The organism is Streptomyces virginiae (genome assembly GCF_041432505.1).
Taxonomy (GTDB): Bacteria; Actinomycetota; Actinomycetes; order Streptomycetales; family Streptomycetaceae; genus Streptomyces; species Streptomyces virginiae_A.
Genome location: NZ_CP107871.1, coordinates 3,495,327 through 3,516,720, shown reverse-complemented (window position 1 = coordinate 3,516,720; position 21,394 = coordinate 3,495,327). Strand labels below are relative to the sequence as shown.

Sequence of the window (21,394 nt, the reverse complement as noted above, 5' to 3'; positions counted from 1 at the left end):
TGCATTGGCCGCTACCGGCGGCCTCTCCGTGCGTCGCCGCGGGACCGGCGACGTGCCACCCCGAGAGTCACCGCCGCTCACCGAAAGAGGGCGAGGCGTCGTGACCGCGGAAACCTCCCAGACTCTCGACAGAGGGCTCAGAGTCCTCAAACTGCTCGCCGACACCGACCACGGTCTGACCGTCACCGAGCTCTCCAACCGCCTCGGTGTGAACCGCACCGTGGTCTACCGGCTCCTCGCGACCCTCGAACAGCACGCCCTGGTCCGCCGTGACCTCGGCGGCCGGGCCCGCGTCGGGCTCGGAGTGCTGCGGCTGGGCCGACAGGTCCACCCGCTCGTGCGCGAGGCCGCCCTGCCCGCGCTGCGGTCCCTCGCCGAGGACATAGGCGCCACCGCGCACCTGACCCTCGTCGACGGCACCGAGGCGCTCGCCGTCGCCGTCGTCGAGCCGACCTGGACGGACTACCACGTGGCCTACCGGGCCGGCTTCCGCCACCCGCTGGACCGCGGGGCCGCCGGGCGGGCCATCCTGGCGGCCCGTCAGGGCTCCTTGATCGAGCCGGGGTACACGCTGACCCACGGGGAGCTGGAAGCGGGCGCCAGTGGCGCCGCCGCGCCGCTCGTGGGCATCACCGGGCTGGAAGGCAGCGTCGGCGTCGTCATGCTGGCGGACGCGGTGCCGGAGCGGGTCGGGCCGCGGGTGGTCGACGCGGCGCGGGAAGTGGCCGACGCCCTTCGCTAGCCGCGGGCTCGGCGGATCGTGGATGCCGGGTGCGGCGCCGTTGCCGGGGGCGCCGCCCCCGGACCCCGCGCCTCAAACGCCGGCGGGGCTGGTGCGGTCGGCGAGGCCGGAGCGGCCGGTGGGTCGGTGGGGGTGAAGGGGCGGATAGATTGGGCGAGTGCTCTCACGCCTCACACGTCTGCCGCGTCCCGCCGCCCTGGCCGTCTGCGCCGTGCCCGTGCTCGGGCTGTTCGCCGCCGCCGCCTTCGCGCCGCTGCCCTTCGTGGTCGCCATCCCCGGGCTGACGGCCGACGTACTGGGCTCCGACCAGGGCAAGCCGGTCATCACCGTGACCGGTGCCCCCGTCCGGGACACCAAGGGCGAGCTGCGGATGACCACCATCCGGGCCACCGGCCCGTCCTCGACGATGAAGCTGCACGAGCTCATCGGCCACTGGTTCAAGACCGATCAGGCGGTCATGCCCAGGGAGGCCGTCTACTCCTCGGGCGGAAGCGACGAGGAGATCGAGAAGCACAACCTGGAGGAGATGACCAAGTCGCAGTCGGCCGCCACCGACGCGGCCCTCGGCTTCCTCCACAAGGACCCCAAGGACGTGAAGGTCGACCTCAACCTCGCCGACGTCGGCGGCCCGAGCGCCGGGCTCCTCTTCTCCCTCGGCATCGTCGACAAGCTCGACGGTGACGGCAGCGGCGGCGATCTCACCGGCGGCCGCAGCATCGCCGGTACCGGCACCATCACCGCCGACGGTCAGGTCGGCGCGGTCGGCGGGGTGGCCCTGAAGACCCAGGCCGCGCGGCGCGACGGGGCGAGCGTGTTCCTCGTACCGAAGGCCGAGTGCGCGGACGCCCTGTCCGAGCTCCCCGAGGGGCTGCGGCTGGTCCCCGTCACTTCGCTGACGGATGCGGTGAACTCGCTTCGCGCGCTGAATCAGGGACGGCCGGCTCCGTCCTGCTGACGTCCGGCCCGCCGTCCAGTCCGCGCCAGGCCGGGAAGACCATCGGGGCGAGCGTCGTCAGCAGGTACGTGCCGCCGAACAGCAGCAGCGCCGTCCTCACCCCGAACCCGTCGACCAGCAGACCCGCGGCGAGTCCGCCCATCGGCATGGTCAGCTCGCAGCCCGCCGTGGCCACGCCCGAGACGCGACTGCGCAGCGCCTCCGGAACCTGCTCGTACATGACGGTGGTCAGGATCGGGTTGAGCATGCCCGCGCCCAGGCCGGCCAGGGCCATCGTCACCGCGAGCGGCAGGGTCGTGTCGGTGAGGGCGGCCACCACGTACCGGGTCGCCCCGGACAGCAGGAAGGCCGCCGTGAACACCGCGCGGCGCGGGAAGCGCTCGCCCCACATCCCGTAGAGCAGGGCACCGAGCAGCGCGAAGCCGCCGAAGAGGGAGATCATCAGGCCGATCGCGGTCGCGCCGCCGAGGTCCTCCCGGCCGTGCACCGGCAGCAGGACCGACGACCAGCCCTGGTCCAGCCCGTTGGTCATCATGACCATGACCGTGACGCCCAGCAGCAGCCGGGTGCGGGTCATGAAGGCCCAGCCCTCGGCGAGTTCGGCGCGGTAGGCCCCGAAGGACACCTTGCCGGAGGTGCGTTGGGGTTCGGCGGCCGGCACCCCGCGCAGGAAGGCGGTGACGAGCAGCGCCGACGCCCCGAAGGTGGCCGCGTCCAGCAGCAGTACGGTCTCGGCGCCGAACGCCACGATGAGCAGGCCCGCCACCGCGGCCCCGGTCATCCGGGCGCCGCGCGAGACCGCGTCGTAGAGGCCGGCGGCCCGGGTGATGGTGGTGCCGGCGTGCTCGGCGAGATTCGGCAGGAGCACGGCGCGGGCGGTCAGGCCCGGGGTGTGCACGAGGCCGCCGACGGCCATCAGTGCGCACAGCATCCAGAACTCCAGCACGCCCGCGTAGTGCAGCAGCGGGATCGCGCCGACCGACAGGCCGCTGATCAGGTCGGAGGCGACGGAGACCCTGCGGCGGCCGATCCGGTCGATGACCGGTCCGCCGACCAGGGCGGCCACGATGACGGGCAGGGTGGCGCAGAAGGCCACGACCCCGGCCCGGCCGGCGCTGTCCGTGGTCTGGAGCACGAACCACGGGACGCCGATGAGGGTGAGCGAACTCCCGGCTATGGAAATGGTGTTGGCGGCCAGTACGCCGACCAGCGGGCGCTTGTCCCTACGGCGCTCCGCGCGGGTCGGCTCGTCGGGCGGTAAGGCGTGCACGGTGGACTCCTCGGATGGTTGTTCGGTGCGGGCCGTCTGCCGGGCGCTGCCCGGACCCGCGCCTCAATCGCCGGCGGGGCTGAGAATGCGGGCCCGTGCCTCGGTGGGTGGCGGGGCTGGGGGTGGCGGGCGTGTCGGTAGGGGGTCGGGGTGGGGGGCCGGGGCGGGGTGTCTCCTCGGCTCGCGCCTTACTGGCATGTCTCGGTTGTGGGGCGGGGTTGCGCGCTCGTCCTGCGGGGACACCCCACCCCGTCCCCCCACCCCTCGGGCCGTACCGTCGAAGCCCCGGCGTGGGGCGGGGACACGCAGGAGGGTCCCCGCAGGACGAGGCGCGACCCGGGCCGCCTTGCCGAGACATGCCCGCACGCGCCGAGCCGAGGAGACCCTCGTGCGGGGCCCCGCACCACCCCGCACCACCCAGCCCCGCCGGCGATTGAGGCGCCGCCCCGGGCGCAGCCCGAGTCCAGCTGAACACCACCGAGCCGCCCCGCAGGGGACCCGGACCCGGGCGCAGCCCAAGCCGTACCGCACACCGCCGAGCACCCCGCAGGGGCACGGCGCGGCTACTCCGCGGACTCGCGCGGGAAGGCGTGCGTGTGGAAGCGGACGGCCTTCGTGTCCTGCGTGGTCGGCAGATCGCGGTAGCTGTTGATCAGGTCGTGCATCTTGTGGATCAGCTCGTGGCTCTGTTCGGCGGTCAGGTGCAGGGTGAAGTCGCTCATGTCCGCGCCCCTGCGCCACTCCTGGGGCCAGTTGTGGGCGTTGCCGAGCCAGGTGCTCAGCTCCTGCGTGTGGATCGTCGCGATCTCGTGCAGGAAGAGGTCCGCCGCGCCGCGCACGGCCGGGTCCTCGTCGAGGGTCAGCGTCTCGTCGAACGCCGTGCCGTCGTACACGGCCCGCCACCAGCGCTCGCGGCCCTTGCCGTGCTCGGGCGCGTCCTCGACGAACCCGTGCGCCGCGAGCTGGCGCAGGTGGTAGCTGGTGGCTCCGCTCGACTCCCCTAGGCGGTCGGCCAGTTGGGAGGCGGTCGCGGGGCCGTCGTGCCGCAGGGCGGCCAGCAGGCGGATGCGCAGGGGGTGGGCGAGGCCGCGCAGTGAACGGGCGTCGAGCGTACGGACGTTGGGCTCGGTGGGCTTCTCGGGCATGGCTCGACGATAGAGTTGCAAAGAGTTTCATGCAAGGGTTTCTTTGCAACCTCTTCTTTGGAACTTCGCCCCGGCGCCGTCAGGCCCGGGTGTCGTCCTCCGCCGCCTGCTCCACCAGCGGGATGATCCGCAGGGGTACGGGGTTCTCCATCACGATCGCCGTGGAGGCCCGCACGATCCCCTCGAAGCCGACGACGCGGTCGATCACCCGCTGGAGGTCGGCGTTGGACCGGGCCACCAGCCGGCACAGCATGTCTCCGTGCCCGGTGGTGGTGTGCAGCTCCAGCACCTCCGGCACCCCGTTCAGGTGCGCCCGTACGTCCGCCCCCTGTCCCTGCTTGATCTCCAGCGTCGCGAACGCGGTCACCGGATAGCCGAGGGCCGTCGGGTCGACCTGCGGGCCGAACCCGCGGATGACCCCGTTCGACTGGAGCCGGTCCAGGCGGGCCTGGACGGTCCCGCGGGCCACCCCGAGCCGTCGTGAGGCCTCCAGGACCCCGATCCGGGGCTCGCGGGCGAGCAGGACGATGAGCCGGCCGTCGAGTTCGTCGATGCCCATGGATGCCTCCGGGTGCCCACGCGTGCCCGCGGGTGGTCATAGTGCACAGATGTTTCACACAGCCTGCGGTCATCCTGGGCAGTTTGTACAGCCAATCAGGAAACTATTGCGCAGCTTGTGGATCGGCGGGACTCTGCGTCTCATGACTGAGACCCTCGACACCACCCCGCACACCGCGCGTGAGGCAGACCCCTTCCCGGTGAAGGGCATGGACGCGGTCGTCTTCGCCGTCGGCAATGCCAAGCAGGCCGCGCACTACTACTCGACCGCCTTCGGCATGAAGCTCGTGGCCTACTCCGGACCGGAGACCGGCTCCCGCGAGACCGCCAGCTACGTCCTGACCAACGGCTCCGCGCGCTTCGTGCTGACCTCGGTCATCAAGGCGACGACCGACCACGGCCGCTTCCTCGCCGAGCACGTCACCGAGCACGGCGACGGCGTGATCGACCTCGCCATCGAGGTCCCGGACGTCCGCGCGGCGTACGCGTACGCCGTCGAGCAGGGCGCCCGCGGGCTGGACGAGCCGTACGAGGTCAAGGACGAGAACGGCACGGTCGTGCTGGCCGCGATCGCGACCTATGGTCAGACCCGCCACACGCTGGTCGAGCGCGGTGACTACACCGGCCCGTACCTGCCGGGCTACGAGGCCGTCGAGCCGATGGTGGCGCCCCCGGCCAAGCGCACCTTCCAGGCGATCGACCACTGCGTCGGCAACGTCGAGCTCGGCCGGATGAACGAGTGGGTCGCGTTCTACAACAAGGTCATGGGCTTCACGAACATGAAGGAGTTCGTGGGCGACGACATCGCGACCGAGTACTCGGCGCTGATGTCCAAGGTGGTCGCGGACGGCACCAAGAAGGTCAAGTTCCCGATCAACGAGCCGGCGATCGCGAAGAAGAAGTCGCAGATCGACGAGTACCTGGAGTTCTACAACGGCCCCGGTGTCCAGCACATCGCGCTGGCCTCGAACGACATCGTCTCGACGGTCCGCTCGATGCGCGCGGCGGGCGTCCAGTTCCTGTCCGTCCCGGACACCTACTACGACACCCTCGGCGAGTGGGTCGGCGACACCCGGGTGCCGATCGACGAGCTGCGCGAGCTGAAGATCCTGGCCGACCGCGACGAGGACGGCTACCTGCTGCAGATCTTCACCAAGCCGGTGCAGGACCGCCCGACGGTCTTCTTCGAGATCATCGAGCGGCACGGCTCGATGGGCTTCGGCAAGGGCAACTTCAAGGCCCTGTTCGAGGCGATCGAGCGCGAGCAGGACAAGCGCGGCAACCTCTAGCAGCCGGCACGGCCCGAGGGGGGCCCGGCGCCGCACCCGTGCACGGGTGCGGCGCCGCCGTGCTTCCGGGGGCGCCTCCGCCGGCCCCCGGCCCCGCCGCTCAGCGCCCCGACGGGGTCGGCTTCGGCTTCGCGGCCTTCGGGAGTTCCGGCTCCACCCAGGGGGCCGTCGGGCGGATGTTCTCGGGGCCGCCCGGCGCCGGCTGGGCGATCGACGTCAGGGCCTGCTTCGCCAGCGGCCCGCGCAGCGGCGAGAAGTGCGGGTTCGTCCGCATGGCCTCCTGGAGGTGACGGCGGGCCGCCTCCTCGTCACCGAGGCCCTGCTCGATCAGCGCCCGGTGGTAGGCGAAGTCGGCGCTGCGCAGCCCCGGTTCCGTGGCCTTCTTCGCGTACTCCAGCGCCGCCGCGTCGTCGCCGCTCTGGTGCAGCGCCCACCCCAGCGCGTCCGCGACCTGCACGCTCTTGTGCCGTGACCACTCCTGCGACAGGCGCCGCACAGCCGCCACCGCATCCCCGTGGTCCGCCTCGTACAGCCCGAGGAGCACGGCGTCGTCGACCCCGTTCGTGGTGTCCCGGGCCACCATCGTGGTCAGCGCCTCGTACTGGGTACGCGCCTCCTGCGGCCGCCCCAGCGCCTCCAGCAGCTCGCCCAGCTCCCGCGCCAGCTGCGGCATCGCGGACCGGCCCAGCGCCATCCGGTAGTCCCGGACCGCCTCCCCGCCGCGGCCCAGCGCGGCCAGCGCGCGAGCCCGGCCGCCCAGCGCCTCCGCCTGCGCCGGATCCGTCCGCAGCGCGCCCTCGTACTGCCGCAGCGCCTCGGCCGGGTCGCCCCGCTCCCAGGACAGCTCCCCGAGCCGGAACAGCGCGTACGCCTTCTCCGCCGGGGTCTTCGCCGCGCCCGCCGCGTGCTCCATCGCCACCACCGCGTCCTCGCGCCAGCCGCGGTCCCGGTAGACCTGCGAGGCCCTGACGTACGCGGCCAGGCCCGGCCGCATGTCCAGCAGCAGCTCCATCGCCTTCTGCGCGCCCTTGTAGTCGCCGAGCCCGGTGTACGCGTCCACCAGCACCGGGTACGCCCCCCACCGCTTGGGCGCCTGCGCCCGGACGAGCTCGCCCCACTTGCGGGCCGTCCCGAAGTCCCGCCGGGCATTGGCCAGCGCGCCCATGCCCGTCATCGCGTCGAAGTTGCCCTTCTCGGCCGGGCGGAGCTCCAGCGAGCGCTTCAGGGCCTTCTCCGCCTTCGGATACCAGCCGGATTCGGCCGTCCGCCGCGCCTGTTCGAGGTACGCGGAGCCGAGCACGGCCCACGAGGCGTCATCGTCCGGGTGCGCCGCGAGCCACTTCTCCCTATCGGCGACCAGCGCCGTCACGTCCACCGCCGCGGCGGGTGCGCCCATGCCCACCGCCGACGCGGCACGCTCGCTCGGCTCCGGCGGACGGGCGTCGTCATCGGTCCTGGCAGGCCGGATCAGCAGGGCCCCGGCGATCAGGACCACGGCGACCGCGGCCGCCACGAGCGTCTTGCGGCCGGTGAAGGTCACGGGCGGCGCCGGCGTCTGCGATTCCTCGTCGATACGGTCCATGGGGTCACTGTGCGTCAATATGAAGAGTTCGCGGAGGTGTCCGAAGGGGAGCGCGGTCGTGTTCACACCGATGGCCCCGGCTGCCACGCTGGTCCCATGGATGACGATCTCTTCGCACGTCTGCGGGCCGGCCTGCTCGAAGGGCTCCCCGCCGAGGCCCTGCTCACCGATCCCCAGGTGACCACCTCCTACGCCACCGACATGGCCAGCTTCTGCGCCGCCGGCACACCGGCCGCCGTCGTCCTGCCCCGGACCGTGGAGCAGGTCCAGCACGTCCTGCGCACCGCCACCGCCCTACGGATCCCCGTGGTCCCGCAGGGTGCCCGGACGGGCCTGTCGGGCGGCGCCAACGCCTCCGACGGCTGCATCGTGCTCTCGCTCGTCAAGATGGACCGGATCCTGGAGATCAGCGCCGTCGACCGGATCGCCGTGGTCGAGCCCGGCGTGGTGAACGCCGTGCTCTCGCGCGAGGTCGCCCGCCAGGGCCTGTACTACCCGCCCGATCCCTCCAGCTGGGAGCAGTGCACCATCGGCGGCAACATCGGCACCGCCTCGGGCGGCCTGTGCTGCGTCAAGTACGGGGTCACCGCCGAGTACGTGCTCGGCCTCGACGTGGTCCTGGCCGACGGGCGGCTGCTGCGCACGGGCCGGCGTACCGCCAAGGGCGTGGCCGGCTACGACCTGACCCGGCTCTTCGTGGGCTCCGAGGGCAGCCTGGGCGTGGTCGTCCAGGCCGTCCTCGCCCTGCGACCGGCGCCGCCGCGGCAGTTGGCGCTCGCCGCCGAGTTCCCCTCCGTGGCGGCCGCCTGCGAGGCCGTCTGCGCCGTCATGGAGGCGGGCCTGACCCCCTCGCTGCTGGAACTGATGGACCGGACGACCGTCCGGGCCGTCAACGCCCTCGGGAAGATGGGGCTGCCCGAGGCCACCGAGGCCCTCCTGCTGGCCGCCTTCGACACCCCGCACGCTCCCGAGGACCTCGCGGCCGTCGGCGAGCTGTGCACGGCCGCCGGGGCCACCGCCGTGGTGCCCGCCGAGGACGAGGCGGAGACCGAACTGCTGCTCCAGGCACGGCGGATGGCCTTCCCCGCGCTGGAGGCGCTGCGGCCGGCGACGATGATCGACGACGTGTGCGTACCGCGCTCGCGGCTCGGCGAGATGCTGGACGGTACGGCCGCCATCGCCCGCGCCCAGGACCTGCTCATCGGGGTCTGCGCGCACGCCGGCGACGGCAACACCCACCCGATCGTCTGCTTCGACCCCGCGGACGAGGACGAGACGCGGCGGGCCCGCGAGTCCTTCGGCGAGATCATGGCGCTCGGCCTCTCCCTGGGCGGGACCATCACCGGCGAACACGGGGTCGGCGTGCTGAAGAAGGAGTGGCTGGCCCGCGAACTCGGCCCGGTGGGGCTGGAGATGCAACGGGCCGTCAAGCAGGCCTTCGACCCGCTCGGGCTGCTCAATCCCGGCAAGCTCTTCTGACACCTCGGCCCGACCGTCCGGGCCGGCCCGCGCGCGCTCGCCCCGCCTCACAGGTCCCCGTCCGCCGACTCGTCCGACGGCCACGGGTCGCGCAGCCACAGGTCGTCGGCCGGCGTCGGGGTGAGCAGCTCGACCAGCGCGTCGTCCAGGCCGAGCCGCTCGGTCTCGGTGCCGGGCGGAACGACGCGCAGGGTGCGCTCCAGCCAGGCCGACACCGCGCCGGCGGGGGCTTCCAGGAGGGCGTCGCCGTCGGGGGAGGTGAGCGCCATGCAGAGCACGGCCTTGTTGTCGACCTTCGTGGGCCAGATCCGGACGTCGCCGTGGCCGCAGGGGCGGAACACCCCCTCGACCAGCAGCTCGCGGGCGAACGTCCAGTTGACGGGGGTGTTCGAGCCGGTGTGGAAGGTGATGTGGACGGCGTACGGGTCGTGCGTGACGTAGAGCAGCCGGGCGGGCACGGCGATGCTGCGCTCGGGGGACAGGACCAGCTTCAGTTCCAGCTCGCGCTCGATGACGGGGTGGTGCATGACGGCCTCACTTCGGTTCGGTGCGAGGGGCCGGACGGTGCCCCACACCCGGAGAGAGCGGCAGTGTGCCCGGGTATGACGCGACTTCGTGCGACGAACCGGAGATTGGCTGATTTCTTTCGGCTGACCGAAAACCGTCGTGCAGGGTGACGTTCGCTCGTTTGCTTGGATTCTCCCGTTACCGGACCTGTCGGGGGGCGGTTCTTGGCTATGGTCCTCCCTTGCACAAGCCTCAAGCCACGATCGGAGTTGGGGACATGACGGCCTCCCCTGGTGACGGCGAGCACGCGGCCCGCGAGGGCTACTACCCGGATCCGTCCATCCCGGGGTACATCCGCTACTGGAACGGAGCGGCCTGGGTTCCGGGTACGAGCCGCCCTGCCCCGCAGCAGGCACCTGTCGCGCAGGCCACCCCCGCACCCGCCCCCGTCGCCACGCCCGCGGCACCCGCCGTACCGATGGTTCACGGCGGGCACGCCGTGCGCGCGGACGAGACCGGGCCGGTGTTCCTCGACCAGACCTCGATGACCGAGGCGCTCCCGGAACCCGCTCCTGCGCCCGTTCCCGCCCCCGCGGCCGTCGCCGAGCCCGTGGTGTGGCAGGCCGACCCCGTGCACCAGGCCGGCTTCGGCGGGCCCCGCGACCACCGGGTGTCATGGGGCAGCACGCCGGATCCGGAACCCGCCGCGCAGCCCGCTCCGCGGCCCGAACCGGAACCCGAACCGGAACCGGAACCGTCACCGCGGTCGGCGGGCATCTCCCTGGCCCGGACGGCAGCCGCCGCGGCGGCCCCCGCGGCGGCCCCCGCGAGACGTCCCGAGCAGGCCTCCGCGGGGATCCTGTCGGTGCGCTCCCCGGCCGCCCAGACCCCGGCTCCGGACCGGAACCCGGCCTGGCCCGACGCCCCCGGGACCGGCGGGCCCGGCGCGTCCGGGCTCACCTCCTCCTGGCCCGAAGCGGTCGCCGCTCCCGCCCCGGCCCCCGCGCCGGTGCCCGCGCCCACCCCGGCCCCCGCTCCCGCGCCGTCCCGGCCGCGCCCCCTCACCCCCGAGGCGCCGGCCGCCCCGGCCGCCGACCGGCCCGAGGTGTGGGCGCCGCGCCCCGCCGGGGTGCGCCCGAGGATCGCGACACGGCCCGAGGCGCCGGCCGCGTCGGAGCCCCGGCCGGAGGCACGGCCCCAGCCGCGGAGCCGGGAGCCGCTCGGGCCCGAGGAGGTCCGCCCCGACGGCGCCGGCCCCCGCCCCGCGGGGGCCCGTACGCCCCGGGAGGTGTTCGAGCGGATGGCCGAGCGGGCCGTGCGCCCCGCCGGACTGCCGCGCCGGGCCGTGGCCCGCCTCCTGGACTCGCTCGTCCACGCCGCCGTCGCGGTGGCCGTGGCCCGGCCGCTCCTGCCCGAGGCCACCGCCCACGTCGAGGCCAAGGTGGACGCCGCCCGGGCGAGCGGCCGCACCACCACCGTCTGGCTCCTCGACGGGACCATCGCCGCCCACCTGGGCGTGGTCCTCGGCGCCGTCCTCCTCTTCGGGATCCTCTACGAGGCGCTGCCCACGGCCCGTTGGGGCCGCACCCCGGGCAAGAAGCTGCTGGGCGTCCGGGTCCTGGCCACCGCCACCCTGCGCCCGCCCACCTTCGGCGCGGCCCTGCGCCGGTGGCTGGTGTACGCCTTCCTCGGCCTTCCGGGCAGCCTCTGGTGCCTCGTGGACCGCCCGCGCCGCCAGGCCTGGCACGACAAGGCGGCCCGGACGTACGTGGCCCGCTGAGCGCGCCCGCAGGGCCCCGCCGGGCCCCTGGGACGGCTCCTGCCCCCGAATGGACGCGGTCCCGTTGCGAGGCCGTCGGAGCCGGGTTCGACTCGGGCCATGAGTACCGACCAACCGCCGGGCCAGCCGCCCGAGGACGACCCGTTCCTCAAGAAGCCCCAGGAACCGACGCCTCCGTCGGGCGGTTCGCCGTACGGCTCGCCGCCCCCCGGCAGCGGTGGTCCGCCGCCCCCGCCCGGAGGTCCGCCCGGCGGTCCGGGCGGTGGCGGGGGATACCCGCCCCCTCCGCCCCCGTACGGCGGTGGCGGGGACCCGTACGGCGGGAGCGGCGGCTACGGCATGCCCGATCCGCTCGCCGGGATGCCCCCGCTCGCCGACTTCGGCAAGCGGCTCCTCGCGCGCATCATCGACGTCGTGATCATCGCCATTCCGCTGGCCCTCATCCAGTGGGCGTTCGGCGCGAACCGCTACCGGTACGACACCGACCAGGGCGAGGACATCGGCGATGTCTTCAGCAAGTCCTACAGCGGCAGCGGCCTGATCATGACCCTGATCTCGATCATCGCGTACGTCGGCTACGACTGGTGGTTCACCAAGAAGAACGGCCAGACGGTCGGCAAGAAGGCGATGCGCCTGCGCGTCGCGATGCTCAACGACGGCAGCGTGCCGAACTCCAACGCCGCCCTGTCGCGCGCCGCCGTGCTCTGGCTGCCGACCCTGATCTGCTGCGCCTGCCTGTGGCCGATCGCGCTGGTCGTCTCGATCCTGGTCGACAAGCCCTACAAGCAGGGCCTGCACGACAAGGTCGCCAAGACCGTGGTGGTCCAGGCCACCGGCTAGACATGACGCATCGCCACACGGGCGGCCTCCCTCCGGGGAGGCCGCCCGCGCCGCGTCCGGCGTCGATCGTCAGTGGTGTACGGGGTGTTCGGCCGAAGCCGTCCGGGGCTCGGGCACCCGGGCGTCCCCTGTCGCGCCCTCCTGGGCGACGGGGCCGGCGGCGGCCCGGGAGGCGCCCGTACGCGCCGCGTGGCGGCCACGGCGCCGCGGCAGGGGCACGGTGAGCGCGACGAGCAGACCCAGGGCGAGCGCGGCGGCGGAGATGACCGCGACGCCGAGCCCGGTGCTCGTCCGGGAGAGCAGCAGCATGGCGATCGTCGACACGACGACCGTGGCGGACCCGTACGCGAGCTGTGCGGCAGTCGGACGCGGCATGGCGATATCCGTCCTCGGTGAGGGGAGGGGGAGTCGGCTCAACCAGTTCGCGCGTCAAGTGACTCTATGACGGGAGATGCCCGAGTCGGACCGCCGGTAAGCGTGACCTAACACACGGTGCCGGAGCACAGGGGGCGCACGGGATCATTTTCCGGGCGACGGCGGGGTGACGGCAGGGGGAGAAAGGGGGACGGGACGGACCGCCGGCGGGGTCGGGAAGGGCCCTTCGCCCCGTATGGCTGTGGAACGTCCGGATAGCGGAACTCCCTGACCGCATAGTGCAGTTGTAAGGGTCAAGTCAAGGTCTGTCTTTTCTTGCTTCCCTCCGGTCAAATGTCGTCACTTGAGACGCGCGCCGCGCGGAACCCCCCGCTCCTATGGAGAAGTTCCGACCAACGTTGCGGCCGCGGGAGGGGAACGACATCAAGTGACCAGCAATTCCGCCAGACGGCGTGCGATACGCGCTGCCGCTGTCACCGTGACCATGGCCGCTTGTGCGACAAGCGCCACCTTCTTCACCGTTACCGCGGCTCAGGCCGAGGGTAAGGCTCCGGCCGCCCCGGCGGCCGACCGGCAGGACCCGACCTCGCCTTCGAAGGTCGTCGAGCACGACCTCAAGGGCCCGTTCAGCGACCAGCAGGCCAAGCAGCGCGCGGCCGCCCTGGACCAGGTCCTGACCGGCAAGAAGGGCGTCGAGCAGCGTGGCGCCTCCAAGGTCGTCAAGCTCGACGACAAGAAGTACGTCGAGCTCGGCCGCGAGAAGACCGACAAGATCTTCACGATCCTCGTCGAGTTCGGCGACCAGGTCGACAACACGACCATGTACGACCCGGACGGCCCGGGCCCCAAGCCCGAGGCGCCCAAGTACGGCGGTACCCCCGGTCCGCTGCACAACACGATCGCCCAGCCTGACCGCGCCAAGGACAACAGCACCGCCTGGCGCAAGGACTTCAGCCGTCAGTACTTCCAGGACCTGTACTTCGCGACGGGTCAGGGCAAGGAGTCGCTGAAGACCTACTACGAGAAGACCTCCTCGGGCCGTTACTCGGTCGAGGGCGAGGTCGCCGACTGGGTCAAGGTCCCGTACAACGAGGGCCGTTACGGCTCCAACTACTGCGGCCAGACCAACTGCTCCAACGTGTGGGACACCGTCAAGGACGGCGTCACCGCATGGTCGGAGGCCCAGAAGAAGGCCGGCAAGACCGACGCCCAGATCAAGGCGCAGCTGTCCCAGTACGACCAGTGGGACCGCTACGACTTCGACAACGACGGCAACTTCAACGAGCCCGACGGCTACATCGACCACTTCCAGATCGTCCACGCGGGCGAGGACGAGTCGGCCGGTGGCGGCGTTCAGGGCACGACCGCGCTGTGGGCGCACCGCTGGTACGCCTACGGCACCGCGGCGGGCAAGACCGGCCCGGACAACAACAAGGCCGGCGGCACCCAGATCGGCAGCACCGGCATCTGGGTCGGCGACTACACGATGCAGCCCGAGAACGGCGGCCTCGGTGTCTTCGCGCACGAGTACGGTCACGACCTCGGTCTGCCGGACCTCTACGACACCACCGGTGGCGGCGACAACAGCGTCGGCTTCTGGTCCCTGATGTCGGCCGGTTCCTGGCTCGGCAAGGGCAAGGACTCCATCGGTGACACCCCGGGCGACATGACCGCCTGGGACAAGCTCCAGCTGGGCTGGCTGAACTACGACACGGCCAAGGCCGCGACGAAGTCCACCCACAAGCTGGGCGTGTCGGCGTTCAACACCAAGGACAAGCAGGCGCTGGTCGTCGAGCTGCCGAAGAAGCAGGTCAAGACCGAGGTCGTCAAGCCGGCCGAGGGCTCCACCCAGTGGTGGAGCAACATGGGTGACGACCTCAAGAACACCCTGACCCGCTCGGTCGACCTGACCGGCAAGAAGTCCGCCGCCCTGTCCCTCAAGGGCTGGTGGGACATCGAGGCCGACTACGACTACCTCTACACCGAGGTGTCCACGGACGGCGGCGCCACCTGGACCGCGCTGGCCGGCACCGCCGACGGCACGGCCCTCCCGGTCGACGCCTCCGGCAGCCCGTCGCTCACCGGTGTCTCGGGTGCCTGGAAGTCGCTGAACTTCCCGCTCGACGCCTACGCGGGCAAGAAGGTCGACCTCCGCTTCCGCTACCAGACGGACGGCGGCGCGGGCGGCAAGGGCTTCGCGGCCGACGCCATCTCCCTGACCGCGGACGGCTCCGCGCTGTTCACCGACGGCGCCGAGAACGGCGACAACGGCTGGACCGGCAAGGGCTTCTCGCGCATCGGCGCCGACTTCTCCAAGGAGTACGCGCAGCGTTACATCGCGGAGAACCGCCGCTACGTGTCGTCCGACTCCACCCTCAAGGTGGGCCCGTACAACTTCGGCTTCGGCAACACCAAGCCGGACTGGGTCGAGCACTACCCGTACCAGGACGGTCTGCTCATCTGGCAGTGGGACACCAGCCAGAAGGACAACAACACCAGCGTCCACCCGGGCCAGGGTCTGATCCTCCCGATCGACGCCAACGCCAAGCCCATGAAGTGGGCGGACGGCACGCTGCTCCGCAACAAGATCCAGCCGTACGACGCCACCTTCAGCGCGTACTCCACGGATGCGTTCACCCTGCACAAGAACGGCGAGGAGCTCTTCCTCAAGCCGAAGCCCGCGAACCTGGTCTTCGACGACCACAAGGGCAAGTACTACTACGACGAGAACCCGACCGGATCGGTGAAGGTCACTGACACCAACACCAAGATCAAGATCCTGAAGGAGTCCTACGACGGCGAGGTCATGACCATCGAGGTCGGCCCCTCCTCGAAGTAACTCGTTAAAACCGCAGGTCAAAGCATGATCGGCCGTCGCCCCCTAGCGGGCGGCGGCCGTTCGCGTTTAGATGCCCGGTACGAGTTTCTTATTGACGGGGGAGATGACAGCGATGCCAGGCGGCGGTTTCGTGAGGTTGCCGGGCGGCAGTGTGGTGGTTGCGCTCACACTGCCGAGGCCGTCCGGAGAAGGTGGAAATGTCCGCGTGCTGGTGCACGCCGCGAACCGGGCCCGCGCCCTGACCAGGCTGCGGAACCTCGGAATGCGGGCGGTGTACCTGCGGGGCAACGCGCACCCGCCGACCCCGGACGAGGTCACGGCGGTCCTGCACCACCCGGACGGCCTGCTCTGGCGCGGCGCACCGGACCGCGCGCAGGAGCTCTGGCACCCCATCCGCGCCCTGCTGGGCACGTAGGGGCGCCCGAGGCGTCCTAGGGGGCCTGGTCGGCGCGGCCGCCGACGAGCTTCACACCGGCCGTACGGAGCTCGTCCAGGGCCCGTGCGGTCGTGTGCGGGGCCACGGCGGCGGTCAGGTCCAGCAGGACCCGGGTGCCGAAGCCGGCGCGGGAGGCGTCGAGGGCGGTGGCCTTCACGCAGTGATCGGTGGCGATCCCGACCACGTCCACCTCGGTGACGTTCCGGTCCCGCAGCCACTGGCCGAGTGTCGTGCCGTTCTCGTCGGCGCCCTCGAAACCGCTGTACGCGGCCTCGTACGCGCCCTTGTCGAAGACGGCGGAGACGGCTCCCGAGGCCACGGCGGGGGCGAAGTTCGGGTGGAAGCCCACGCCCTCGGTCCCGGCCACGCAGTGGACGGGCCAGGAGGTCTCGTAGTCCGGCTCGGCCGGCGGGTGCGCGAAGTGCGACCCCGGGTCGACGTGGTGGTCGCGGGTGGCGACGACGTGCCGGTACGCGGGCGTGGCCTGGCCGATGTACTCGGTGACGGCGGCGGCGACGTCGGCTCCGCCGGTGACCGCGAGGCTGCCGCCCTCGCAGAAGTCGTTCTGTACGTCGACGACGATCAGTGCGCGGTGCATTTCGCGTGCCCTTCGGCTCGATGGTGTGCTGCGGCGGGCCTTGCGGGGGGCTCTTCCCCCACCCCGCCCCTTCCCGAAACTGGGGCTCCGCCCCAGACCCCTACGGCGCTCCGAACAGCCTCGCCCGGCGATTGAGGCGCGGGGGCTCGGGCGCGGGGCCCCCGCAACGGCGCCGCGCGGGCCGGACCGGTGCAGGATCAGCCCCTCCGGCGATCGAGGAGCGGGGTCCGGGGCAGGGCCCCGGCGGCGGACCCGCGGGGTTACACGTACTCCGTGGGGAGCACCGCCTCGCCGCGCGAGAGCTGCGTCGCGGACAGCGGCAGACTCGCCCGCACCGCGCGGTGGCGGTCCCGGGCGGCCTCCAGCGGCTCGCGGGCCACCACCTCGCCGGCCTTGACCAGCTGGGTCAGGAGCTGGTCGTCGGCCAGGGCGGCCGGCACCGGGCCCACGCCGATGACCTCCGCCTCGGCGACCCCCTCCGCGTCCCGCCGCCGCGCGGCCCACTTGCGGCCGCCGATCGAGGTCTTGCCGCCCGAGGACTTCTTGGCCACCGGGGCCAGCGCCGCCTTCGGGTCCGCCGACGTGGCCCGCGCCACCAGCTTGTAGACCATCGAGCACGTCGGGTGCCCGCTGCCGGTCACCAGCTGGGTGCCCACGCCGTAGGCGTCGACCGGGGCCGCCGCCAGCGAGGCGATGGCGTACTCGTCGAGGTCCGAGGTGACCACGATCTTCGTCGAGGTCGCGCCCAGCTCGTCGAGCTGCTGGCGCACCCGGTGGGCCACCAGCAGCAGGTCGCCGGAGTCGATCCGGACCGCGCCCAGCTCCGGTCCGGCGATCTCCACCGCCGTGCGGACGGCCTCGGCCACGTCGTACGTGTCCACCAGCAGGGTGGTGCCCCGCCCCAGCGAGTCCACCTGCGCCGTGAAGGCGTCCCGCTCGCTGTCGTGGACCAGGGTGAAGGCGTGCGCGCTCGTGCCGACCGTCGGGATGCCGTACCGGAATCCGGCCGCCAGGTCCGAGGTCGAGGTGAAGCCGCCCACGTACGCGGCCCGCGACGCGGCGACGGCCGCCAGCTCGTGGGTGCGCCGGGCGCCCATCTCGATCAGCGGGCGTCCGCCGGCCGCCGAGGACATCCGGGAGGCCGCCGCGGCGATCGCCGAGTCGTGGTTCAGGATCGACAGGATCACGGTCTCCAGCAGCACGCACTCGGCGAAGCTGCCCTCCACCCGCAGGACGGGGGAGCCGGGGAAGTAGACCTCCCCCTCCGGGTAGCCCCAGATGTCGCCGGAGAAGCGGTAGGAGGCCAGCCAGTCCAGCGTCCGCATGTCGACGACGGCCCGCTCGCGCAGGAATTCCAGCACCGCGCCGTCGAAGCGGAAGTTCTCCACCGCGTCCAGCACCCGCCCGGTTCCGGCGATCACCCCGTAGCGGCGGCCCTCGGGCAGCCGGCGGGTGAACACCTCGAAGACCGAGCGTCGATCGGCGGTGCCGTTGGCCAGCGCGGCCTGCAACATCGTGAGCTCGTAGTGATCCGTGAAGAGCGCTGTCGACGGCACGTCCACCGGCAGGCCCAGGTCCGCAGGGTTCATGGCTGGGATGCTAGCGCACATTTCGTCAAAGTGACGAGATGTAGGCCGCGATTGTGGGACCGGGCCGTCACGGGGCACGGGAGCGGTCGGTCACGGGGGGCCGTCCGGCCTCGGTTTGGGCGGTGGCGCAGTCGAGATGGCAGCATGGGACGAGTGAGTGTTGCTCCTGTTGAGATCGAACGCACCGAATCCGCCGAAGAGACCTTCGCGGTCCCCGAACCCGACGTCCCCTGGGTGACCCTGGTGCACAACGACCCGGTCAACCTCATGAGCTACGTGGCGTACGTGTTCCAGGCGTACTTCGGCTACTCGAAGGACGTGGCACACAAGTTGATGCTGGACGTCCATCACAAGGGGCGGGCGGTCGTGTCGAGCGGCACCCGCGAAGAAATGGAGCGCGACGTGCAGGCCATGCACGGCTACGGCCTGTGGGCGACCCTCTCGCAGGACCGCAACTGATGGGCGGCACCTTCGAGTCCCTCAAGGGCGGCGGCGCCGCCATCGCGCTCGACGAGATCGAGATCTCGATCCTGCGCTCCCTGGCCGTCCAGATGCTGGAGCTGATCGGCCCCGGCGAGCCGGAGCCCGCCGAGGACGCCGACCCGCTCGCCGCGCTGTTCGCGGAGGGCCCCTCCGAGCCCCCGTCCGACCCGGCGCTGGCCCGGCTCTTCCCCGACGCCTACGGGGCCCCCGACGGGGCCGGCGACAAGGGGGTGGACCCCGATGAGCTCGTGGCCCGCTCCGCGGAGTTCCGCCGCTTCACCGAGAACGACCTGCGCGCCCGCAAGCGCGAGGACGCGCTGGCCGTCGTACGCAGCCTGGACGGGCTGACCCCGGCCGGCGACGGGGCGGCGGTGCTGGAGCTGTCCGGCGAGCTGCCGCTGCGCTGGCTCGGCGCGCTCAACGACCTGCGTCTGACCATCGCGGCCCGGCTCGACATCACCGAGGACGACGAGAGCGCGGTGCTGTTCCGGCTGCCGGACGAGGACCCGCGCAAGCCGATGGTGATGGCCTACCTCTGGCTCGGCGGCCTCCAGGAAACCTTGATCGAAACCCTCTGAGAATCCTCAAGAGGGAACAGTGTTCGCTCAGCGGACGCTCAAATCCGGATAACGATCAGATCACCGCCATGCGGTGATCTGATCCATTTCTGGGTCTTTGGGGTGAATTTTTGATGCCCTGCGCCACATTTCTCCCCCTCGGGCAGCCGTAAGGCCGTGATAAATCTTCACGACTGCCGAAGGGACGCCACCCATGTCCCCCGGCTGGCTTGGCCCGGCTGATCGCCGGCGTGCAACTCCATCCGTATCCGGGGGGATCGAGGACCCGATCCGCAGCCAACGAAGGCGCGGGTCGGCGTGGAGAAAGGCGCACCAGACATGACCTCTGTGCAGGTCGAGCAGCACGACAAGACGCCCGGCGAGGGCGGACAGGGCGAAGGCGGCGAGGGTTACCACCGCACGCTCGGCGCCCGTCAGATCCAGATGATCGCGATCGGCGGGGCCATCGGCACCGGCCTGTTCCTCGGAGCGGGCAAGGCCATCTCCAAGGCCGGCCCCAGCCTGATCCTGGCGTACGCCATCGCGGGCCTGGTCATCTTCTTCATCATGCGGGCCCTGGGCGAGCTGCTCATGTACCGCCCCGTCTCCGGCTCCTTCTCGGACTACGCCCGCGAGTTCCTGGGCCCGTTCTGGGGATACGTCACCGGCTGGACGTACTGGCTGTTCTGGGTGGTCACCGGCATCACCGAGGTCACCGCGGCCGCGCAGTACATGTCGTACTGGACCCACGACAGCTTCCCGCAGTGGGCCTACGCGCTGATCTTCACGGTCATCCTCTACGCCGCCAACCTCATCTCCGTGAAGCTCTTCGGTGAGCTGGAGTTCTGGTTCTCCATGGTCAAGGTCACCGCCATCGTCGGCATGATCCTGATCTGCGCCGGCATCCTCACCATCGGCTTCTCCGACGCGGCCGACACCGCCACCGTCTCCAACCTCTGGAACGACGGCGGCTTCTTCCCCAAGGGCATCGGCGGCACGCTGATGACCCTGCAGATCGTCATGTTCGCCTTCCTCGCGGTCGAGCTGGTCGGCGTCACCGCCGGCGAGTCCAAGGACCCCGAGAAGACCCTGCCCAAGGCCATCAACACAGTGCCGTGGCGCATCGCCGTCTTCTACGTCGGCGCGCTGATCATGATCCTGTCGGTCGTCCCGTGGACGCACTTCCAGCCGGGCGTCTCGCCCTTCGTCGCCGCCTTCGAGCGCATGGGCCTCGGCATCGGCGCCGCGATCGTCAACTTCGTCGTGCTGACCGCCGCGCTGTCCTCCTGCAACTCGGGCATGTACTCCACCGGCCGCATGCTGCGCGACCTCGCCATCAACGGCCAGGGCCCGAAGGTCTTCACCAAGCTCACCAAGAGCGGCACCCCGCTGGTGGGCACCACCTTCTCCGCCGCGCTGATGCTGGTGGGCGTCTGGATCAACTACGTCGCCCCGGGCAAGGCCTTCGACTACGTCGTCTCCTTCGCCACCATCTCCGGCATGTGGGCCTGGATCATGATCCTGGTCTGCCAGATCCGCTACCGGGCCAAGTCCGACCGCGGCGAGCTGCCGCAGTCCGCGTTCCGCGCCCCCGGCGCCCCGTACACGAGCTGGTTCGCGCTGCTCTTCATCGGCATGGTCATCGTCATGATGGGCGCCGACAAGGACTCCCGCGTCTCGCTGTACTGCGCCCCGCTGTGGGGTCTGATCCTGGGTGTCTCCTACCTGGTCATGAAGTCCCGCGACCCGCGCGGCGCGGCCTTCACCAAGGCCTCGTAACGCTCGGACGCCGCGAGTCCCGGCCGCCTGCCGCGGCCGGGAACCGCGCTCCCACGGACCTTGTGTCCACCATGCGGGCCCCTGCGTACCACTCCTCGGTACGTAGGGGCCCGTCTGCTTATCCTGTCGCTCATGCTGACCCTCACCCAGGACCTGTACGACCGGATCGTCGAGCACGCCCGTCAGGACCACCCCGACGAGGCGTGCGGTGTCGTGGCCGGCCCGGCGGGCACCGACCGCCCCGAGCGGTTCGTCCCGATGCTCAACGCGGCCCGCTCGCCCACGTTCTACGAGTTCGACTCGAAGGATCTGCTGAAGCTCTACCGCGATCTGGACGACCGCGACGAGGAGCCGGTGATCGTCTACCACTCGCACACCGCGACCGAGGCGTACCCCTCGCGCACGGACGTCACCTACGCGAACGAGCCCCACGCGCACTACGTACTCGTCTCCACGGCGGACGAGGACGGCCTCGGGGAGTTCCAGTTCCGCTCGTACCGGATCGTCGACGGAGTGATCACCGAGGAAGAAGTGCAGGTCGTCGACGCCTACTGACCAGTATGTGAGCGATGGACGTCCACGATGCGGGAT

At 71.6% G+C, this 21,394-nt stretch carries 20 protein-coding genes; 12 read left to right on the top strand and 8 right to left on the bottom strand.

Going from position 1 to position 21,394, the window contains the following annotated elements; all coding sequences use genetic code 11:
• Positions 1–100: 100 nt before the first annotated feature.
• Positions 101–742, top strand: coding sequence for an IclR family transcriptional regulator (locus OG624_RS16445; RefSeq protein ID WP_007264382.1), 642 nt, complete (start codon positions 101–103; stop codon positions 740–742).
• A 157-nt stretch (positions 743–899) separates the two neighbouring features.
• Positions 900–1,697 (top strand): S16 family serine protease, encoded by a 798-nt coding sequence (locus tag OG624_RS16440; RefSeq protein ID WP_033224490.1) that lies wholly within the window; start codon positions 900–902, stop codon positions 1,695–1,697.
• Here OG624_RS16440 and OG624_RS16435 read toward each other — a convergent pair.
• The 3 genes from OG624_RS16435 to OG624_RS16425 form a co-directional block, all read right to left on the bottom strand.
• Entirely contained in the window at positions 1,627–2,967 is a 1,341-nt protein-coding gene (locus tag OG624_RS16435) for an MFS transporter (RefSeq protein WP_078909564.1), read from the bottom strand. The genes OG624_RS16440 and OG624_RS16435 overlap by 71 nt on opposite strands.
• A 563-nt stretch (positions 2,968–3,530) precedes the next feature.
• Entirely contained in the window at positions 3,531–4,112 is a 582-nt protein-coding gene (locus OG624_RS16430) for an ArsR/SmtB family transcription factor (RefSeq protein WP_266357155.1), read from the bottom strand.
• 79 nt (positions 4,113–4,191) lie between these two features.
• Positions 4,192–4,671 carry an Lrp/AsnC family transcriptional regulator gene (locus OG624_RS16425; RefSeq protein ID WP_033226610.1) on the bottom strand — a complete coding sequence of 160 codons (480 nt, stop codon included), beginning with the start codon at positions 4,669–4,671 and terminating at the stop codon, positions 4,192–4,194.
• A 142-nt stretch (positions 4,672–4,813) separates the two neighbouring features.
• On the opposite strand from OG624_RS16425, the gene hppD reads away from it, so the two are divergent.
• A complete protein-coding gene (hppD, locus tag OG624_RS16420) occupies positions 4,814–5,959 on the top strand; it encodes a 4-hydroxyphenylpyruvate dioxygenase (RefSeq protein WP_033226645.1) in 1,146 nt (381 codons plus the stop codon).
• Between the two features lie 100 nt (positions 5,960–6,059).
• Here hppD and OG624_RS16415 read toward each other — a convergent pair whose 3' ends face one another.
• Positions 6,060–7,541: a tetratricopeptide repeat protein gene (locus OG624_RS16415; RefSeq protein ID WP_244291034.1), complete on the bottom strand. Its 1,482-nt coding sequence runs from the start codon at positions 7,539–7,541 to the stop codon at positions 6,060–6,062.
• Between the two features lie 96 nt (positions 7,542–7,637).
• Here OG624_RS16415 and OG624_RS16410 point away from each other — a divergent pair, with 96 nt between their 5' ends.
• The gene (locus OG624_RS16410; RefSeq protein WP_033226611.1) at positions 7,638–9,020 is read left to right on the top strand and encodes an FAD-binding oxidoreductase; all 1,383 of its coding nucleotides are present in this window, start codon (positions 7,638–7,640) and stop codon (positions 9,018–9,020) included.
• A gap of 47 nt (positions 9,021–9,067) precedes the next feature.
• Here OG624_RS16410 and OG624_RS16405 read toward each other — a convergent pair whose 3' ends face one another.
• Positions 9,068–9,547, bottom strand: a complete 480-nt coding sequence (locus OG624_RS16405; protein WP_033226612.1) for an SsgA family sporulation/cell division regulator — start codon at positions 9,545–9,547, stop codon at positions 9,068–9,070.
• Positions 9,548–9,804: 257 nt separating this feature from the next.
• Between OG624_RS16405 and OG624_RS16400 the strand changes: the two genes are divergently transcribed.
• Positions 9,805–11,307, top strand: a complete 1,503-nt coding sequence (locus tag OG624_RS16400; RefSeq protein ID WP_033226613.1) for an RDD family protein — start codon at positions 9,805–9,807, stop codon at positions 11,305–11,307.
• A gap of 99 nt (positions 11,308–11,406) precedes the next feature.
• Entirely contained in the window at positions 11,407–12,147 is a 741-nt protein-coding gene (locus tag OG624_RS16395; RefSeq protein WP_033226617.1) for an RDD family protein, read from the top strand.
• Between the two features lie 69 nt (positions 12,148–12,216).
• On the opposite strand, the gene OG624_RS16390 is transcribed toward OG624_RS16395, so the two are convergent.
• Entirely contained in the window at positions 12,217–12,522 is a 306-nt protein-coding gene (locus tag OG624_RS16390; RefSeq protein WP_033226618.1) for a hypothetical protein, read from the bottom strand.
• Between the two features lie 484 nt (positions 12,523–13,006).
• Between OG624_RS16390 and OG624_RS16385 the strand changes: the two genes are divergently transcribed.
• Together OG624_RS16385 and OG624_RS16380 are read left to right on the top strand one after the other, a co-directional pair.
• A complete protein-coding gene (locus OG624_RS16385) occupies positions 13,007–15,361 on the top strand; it encodes an immune inhibitor A domain-containing protein (protein ID WP_033226619.1) in 2,355 nt (784 codons plus the stop codon).
• Between the two features lie 112 nt (positions 15,362–15,473).
• Positions 15,474–15,776, top strand: coding sequence for a hypothetical protein (locus tag OG624_RS16380; RefSeq protein WP_033226620.1), 303 nt, complete (start codon positions 15,474–15,476; stop codon positions 15,774–15,776).
• Positions 15,777–15,792: 16 nt separating this feature from the next.
• Here OG624_RS16380 and OG624_RS16375 read toward each other — a convergent pair whose 3' ends face one another.
• Positions 15,793–16,395, bottom strand: coding sequence for a nicotinamidase (locus tag OG624_RS16375; protein ID WP_030724296.1), 603 nt, complete (start codon positions 16,393–16,395; stop codon positions 15,793–15,795).
• Between the two features lie 260 nt (positions 16,396–16,655).
• On the bottom strand, positions 16,656–17,984 hold the full coding sequence (locus OG624_RS16370) for a nicotinate phosphoribosyltransferase (RefSeq protein WP_033226622.1): 1,329 nt from the start codon (positions 17,982–17,984) through the stop codon (positions 16,656–16,658).
• 144 nt (positions 17,985–18,128) lie between these two features.
• Here OG624_RS16370 and clpS point away from each other — a divergent pair, with 144 nt between their 5' ends.
• The 4 genes from clpS (at position 18,129) to OG624_RS16350 (ending at position 21,358) form a co-directional block, all read left to right on the top strand.
• Positions 18,129–18,443 carry an ATP-dependent Clp protease adapter ClpS gene (gene clpS / locus OG624_RS16365; protein ID WP_030010601.1) on the top strand — a complete coding sequence of 105 codons (315 nt, stop codon included), beginning with the start codon at positions 18,129–18,131 and terminating at the stop codon, positions 18,441–18,443.
• The gene (locus OG624_RS16360; protein WP_033226625.1) at positions 18,443–19,045 is read left to right on the top strand and encodes a DUF2017 domain-containing protein; all 603 of its coding nucleotides are present in this window, start codon (positions 18,443–18,445) and stop codon (positions 19,043–19,045) included. Before clpS ends, OG624_RS16360 begins: the two co-directional genes overlap by 1 nt.
• 318 nt (positions 19,046–19,363) lie before the next feature.
• Positions 19,364–20,803 (top strand): amino acid permease, encoded by a 1,440-nt coding sequence (locus OG624_RS16355; RefSeq protein WP_033226627.1) that lies wholly within the window; start codon positions 19,364–19,366, stop codon positions 20,801–20,803.
• A gap of 132 nt (positions 20,804–20,935) precedes the next feature.
• Positions 20,936–21,358: a Mov34/MPN/PAD-1 family protein gene (locus OG624_RS16350; RefSeq protein WP_033226629.1), complete on the top strand. Its 423-nt coding sequence runs from the start codon at positions 20,936–20,938 to the stop codon at positions 21,356–21,358.
• Positions 21,359–21,394: the final 36 nt, after the last annotated feature.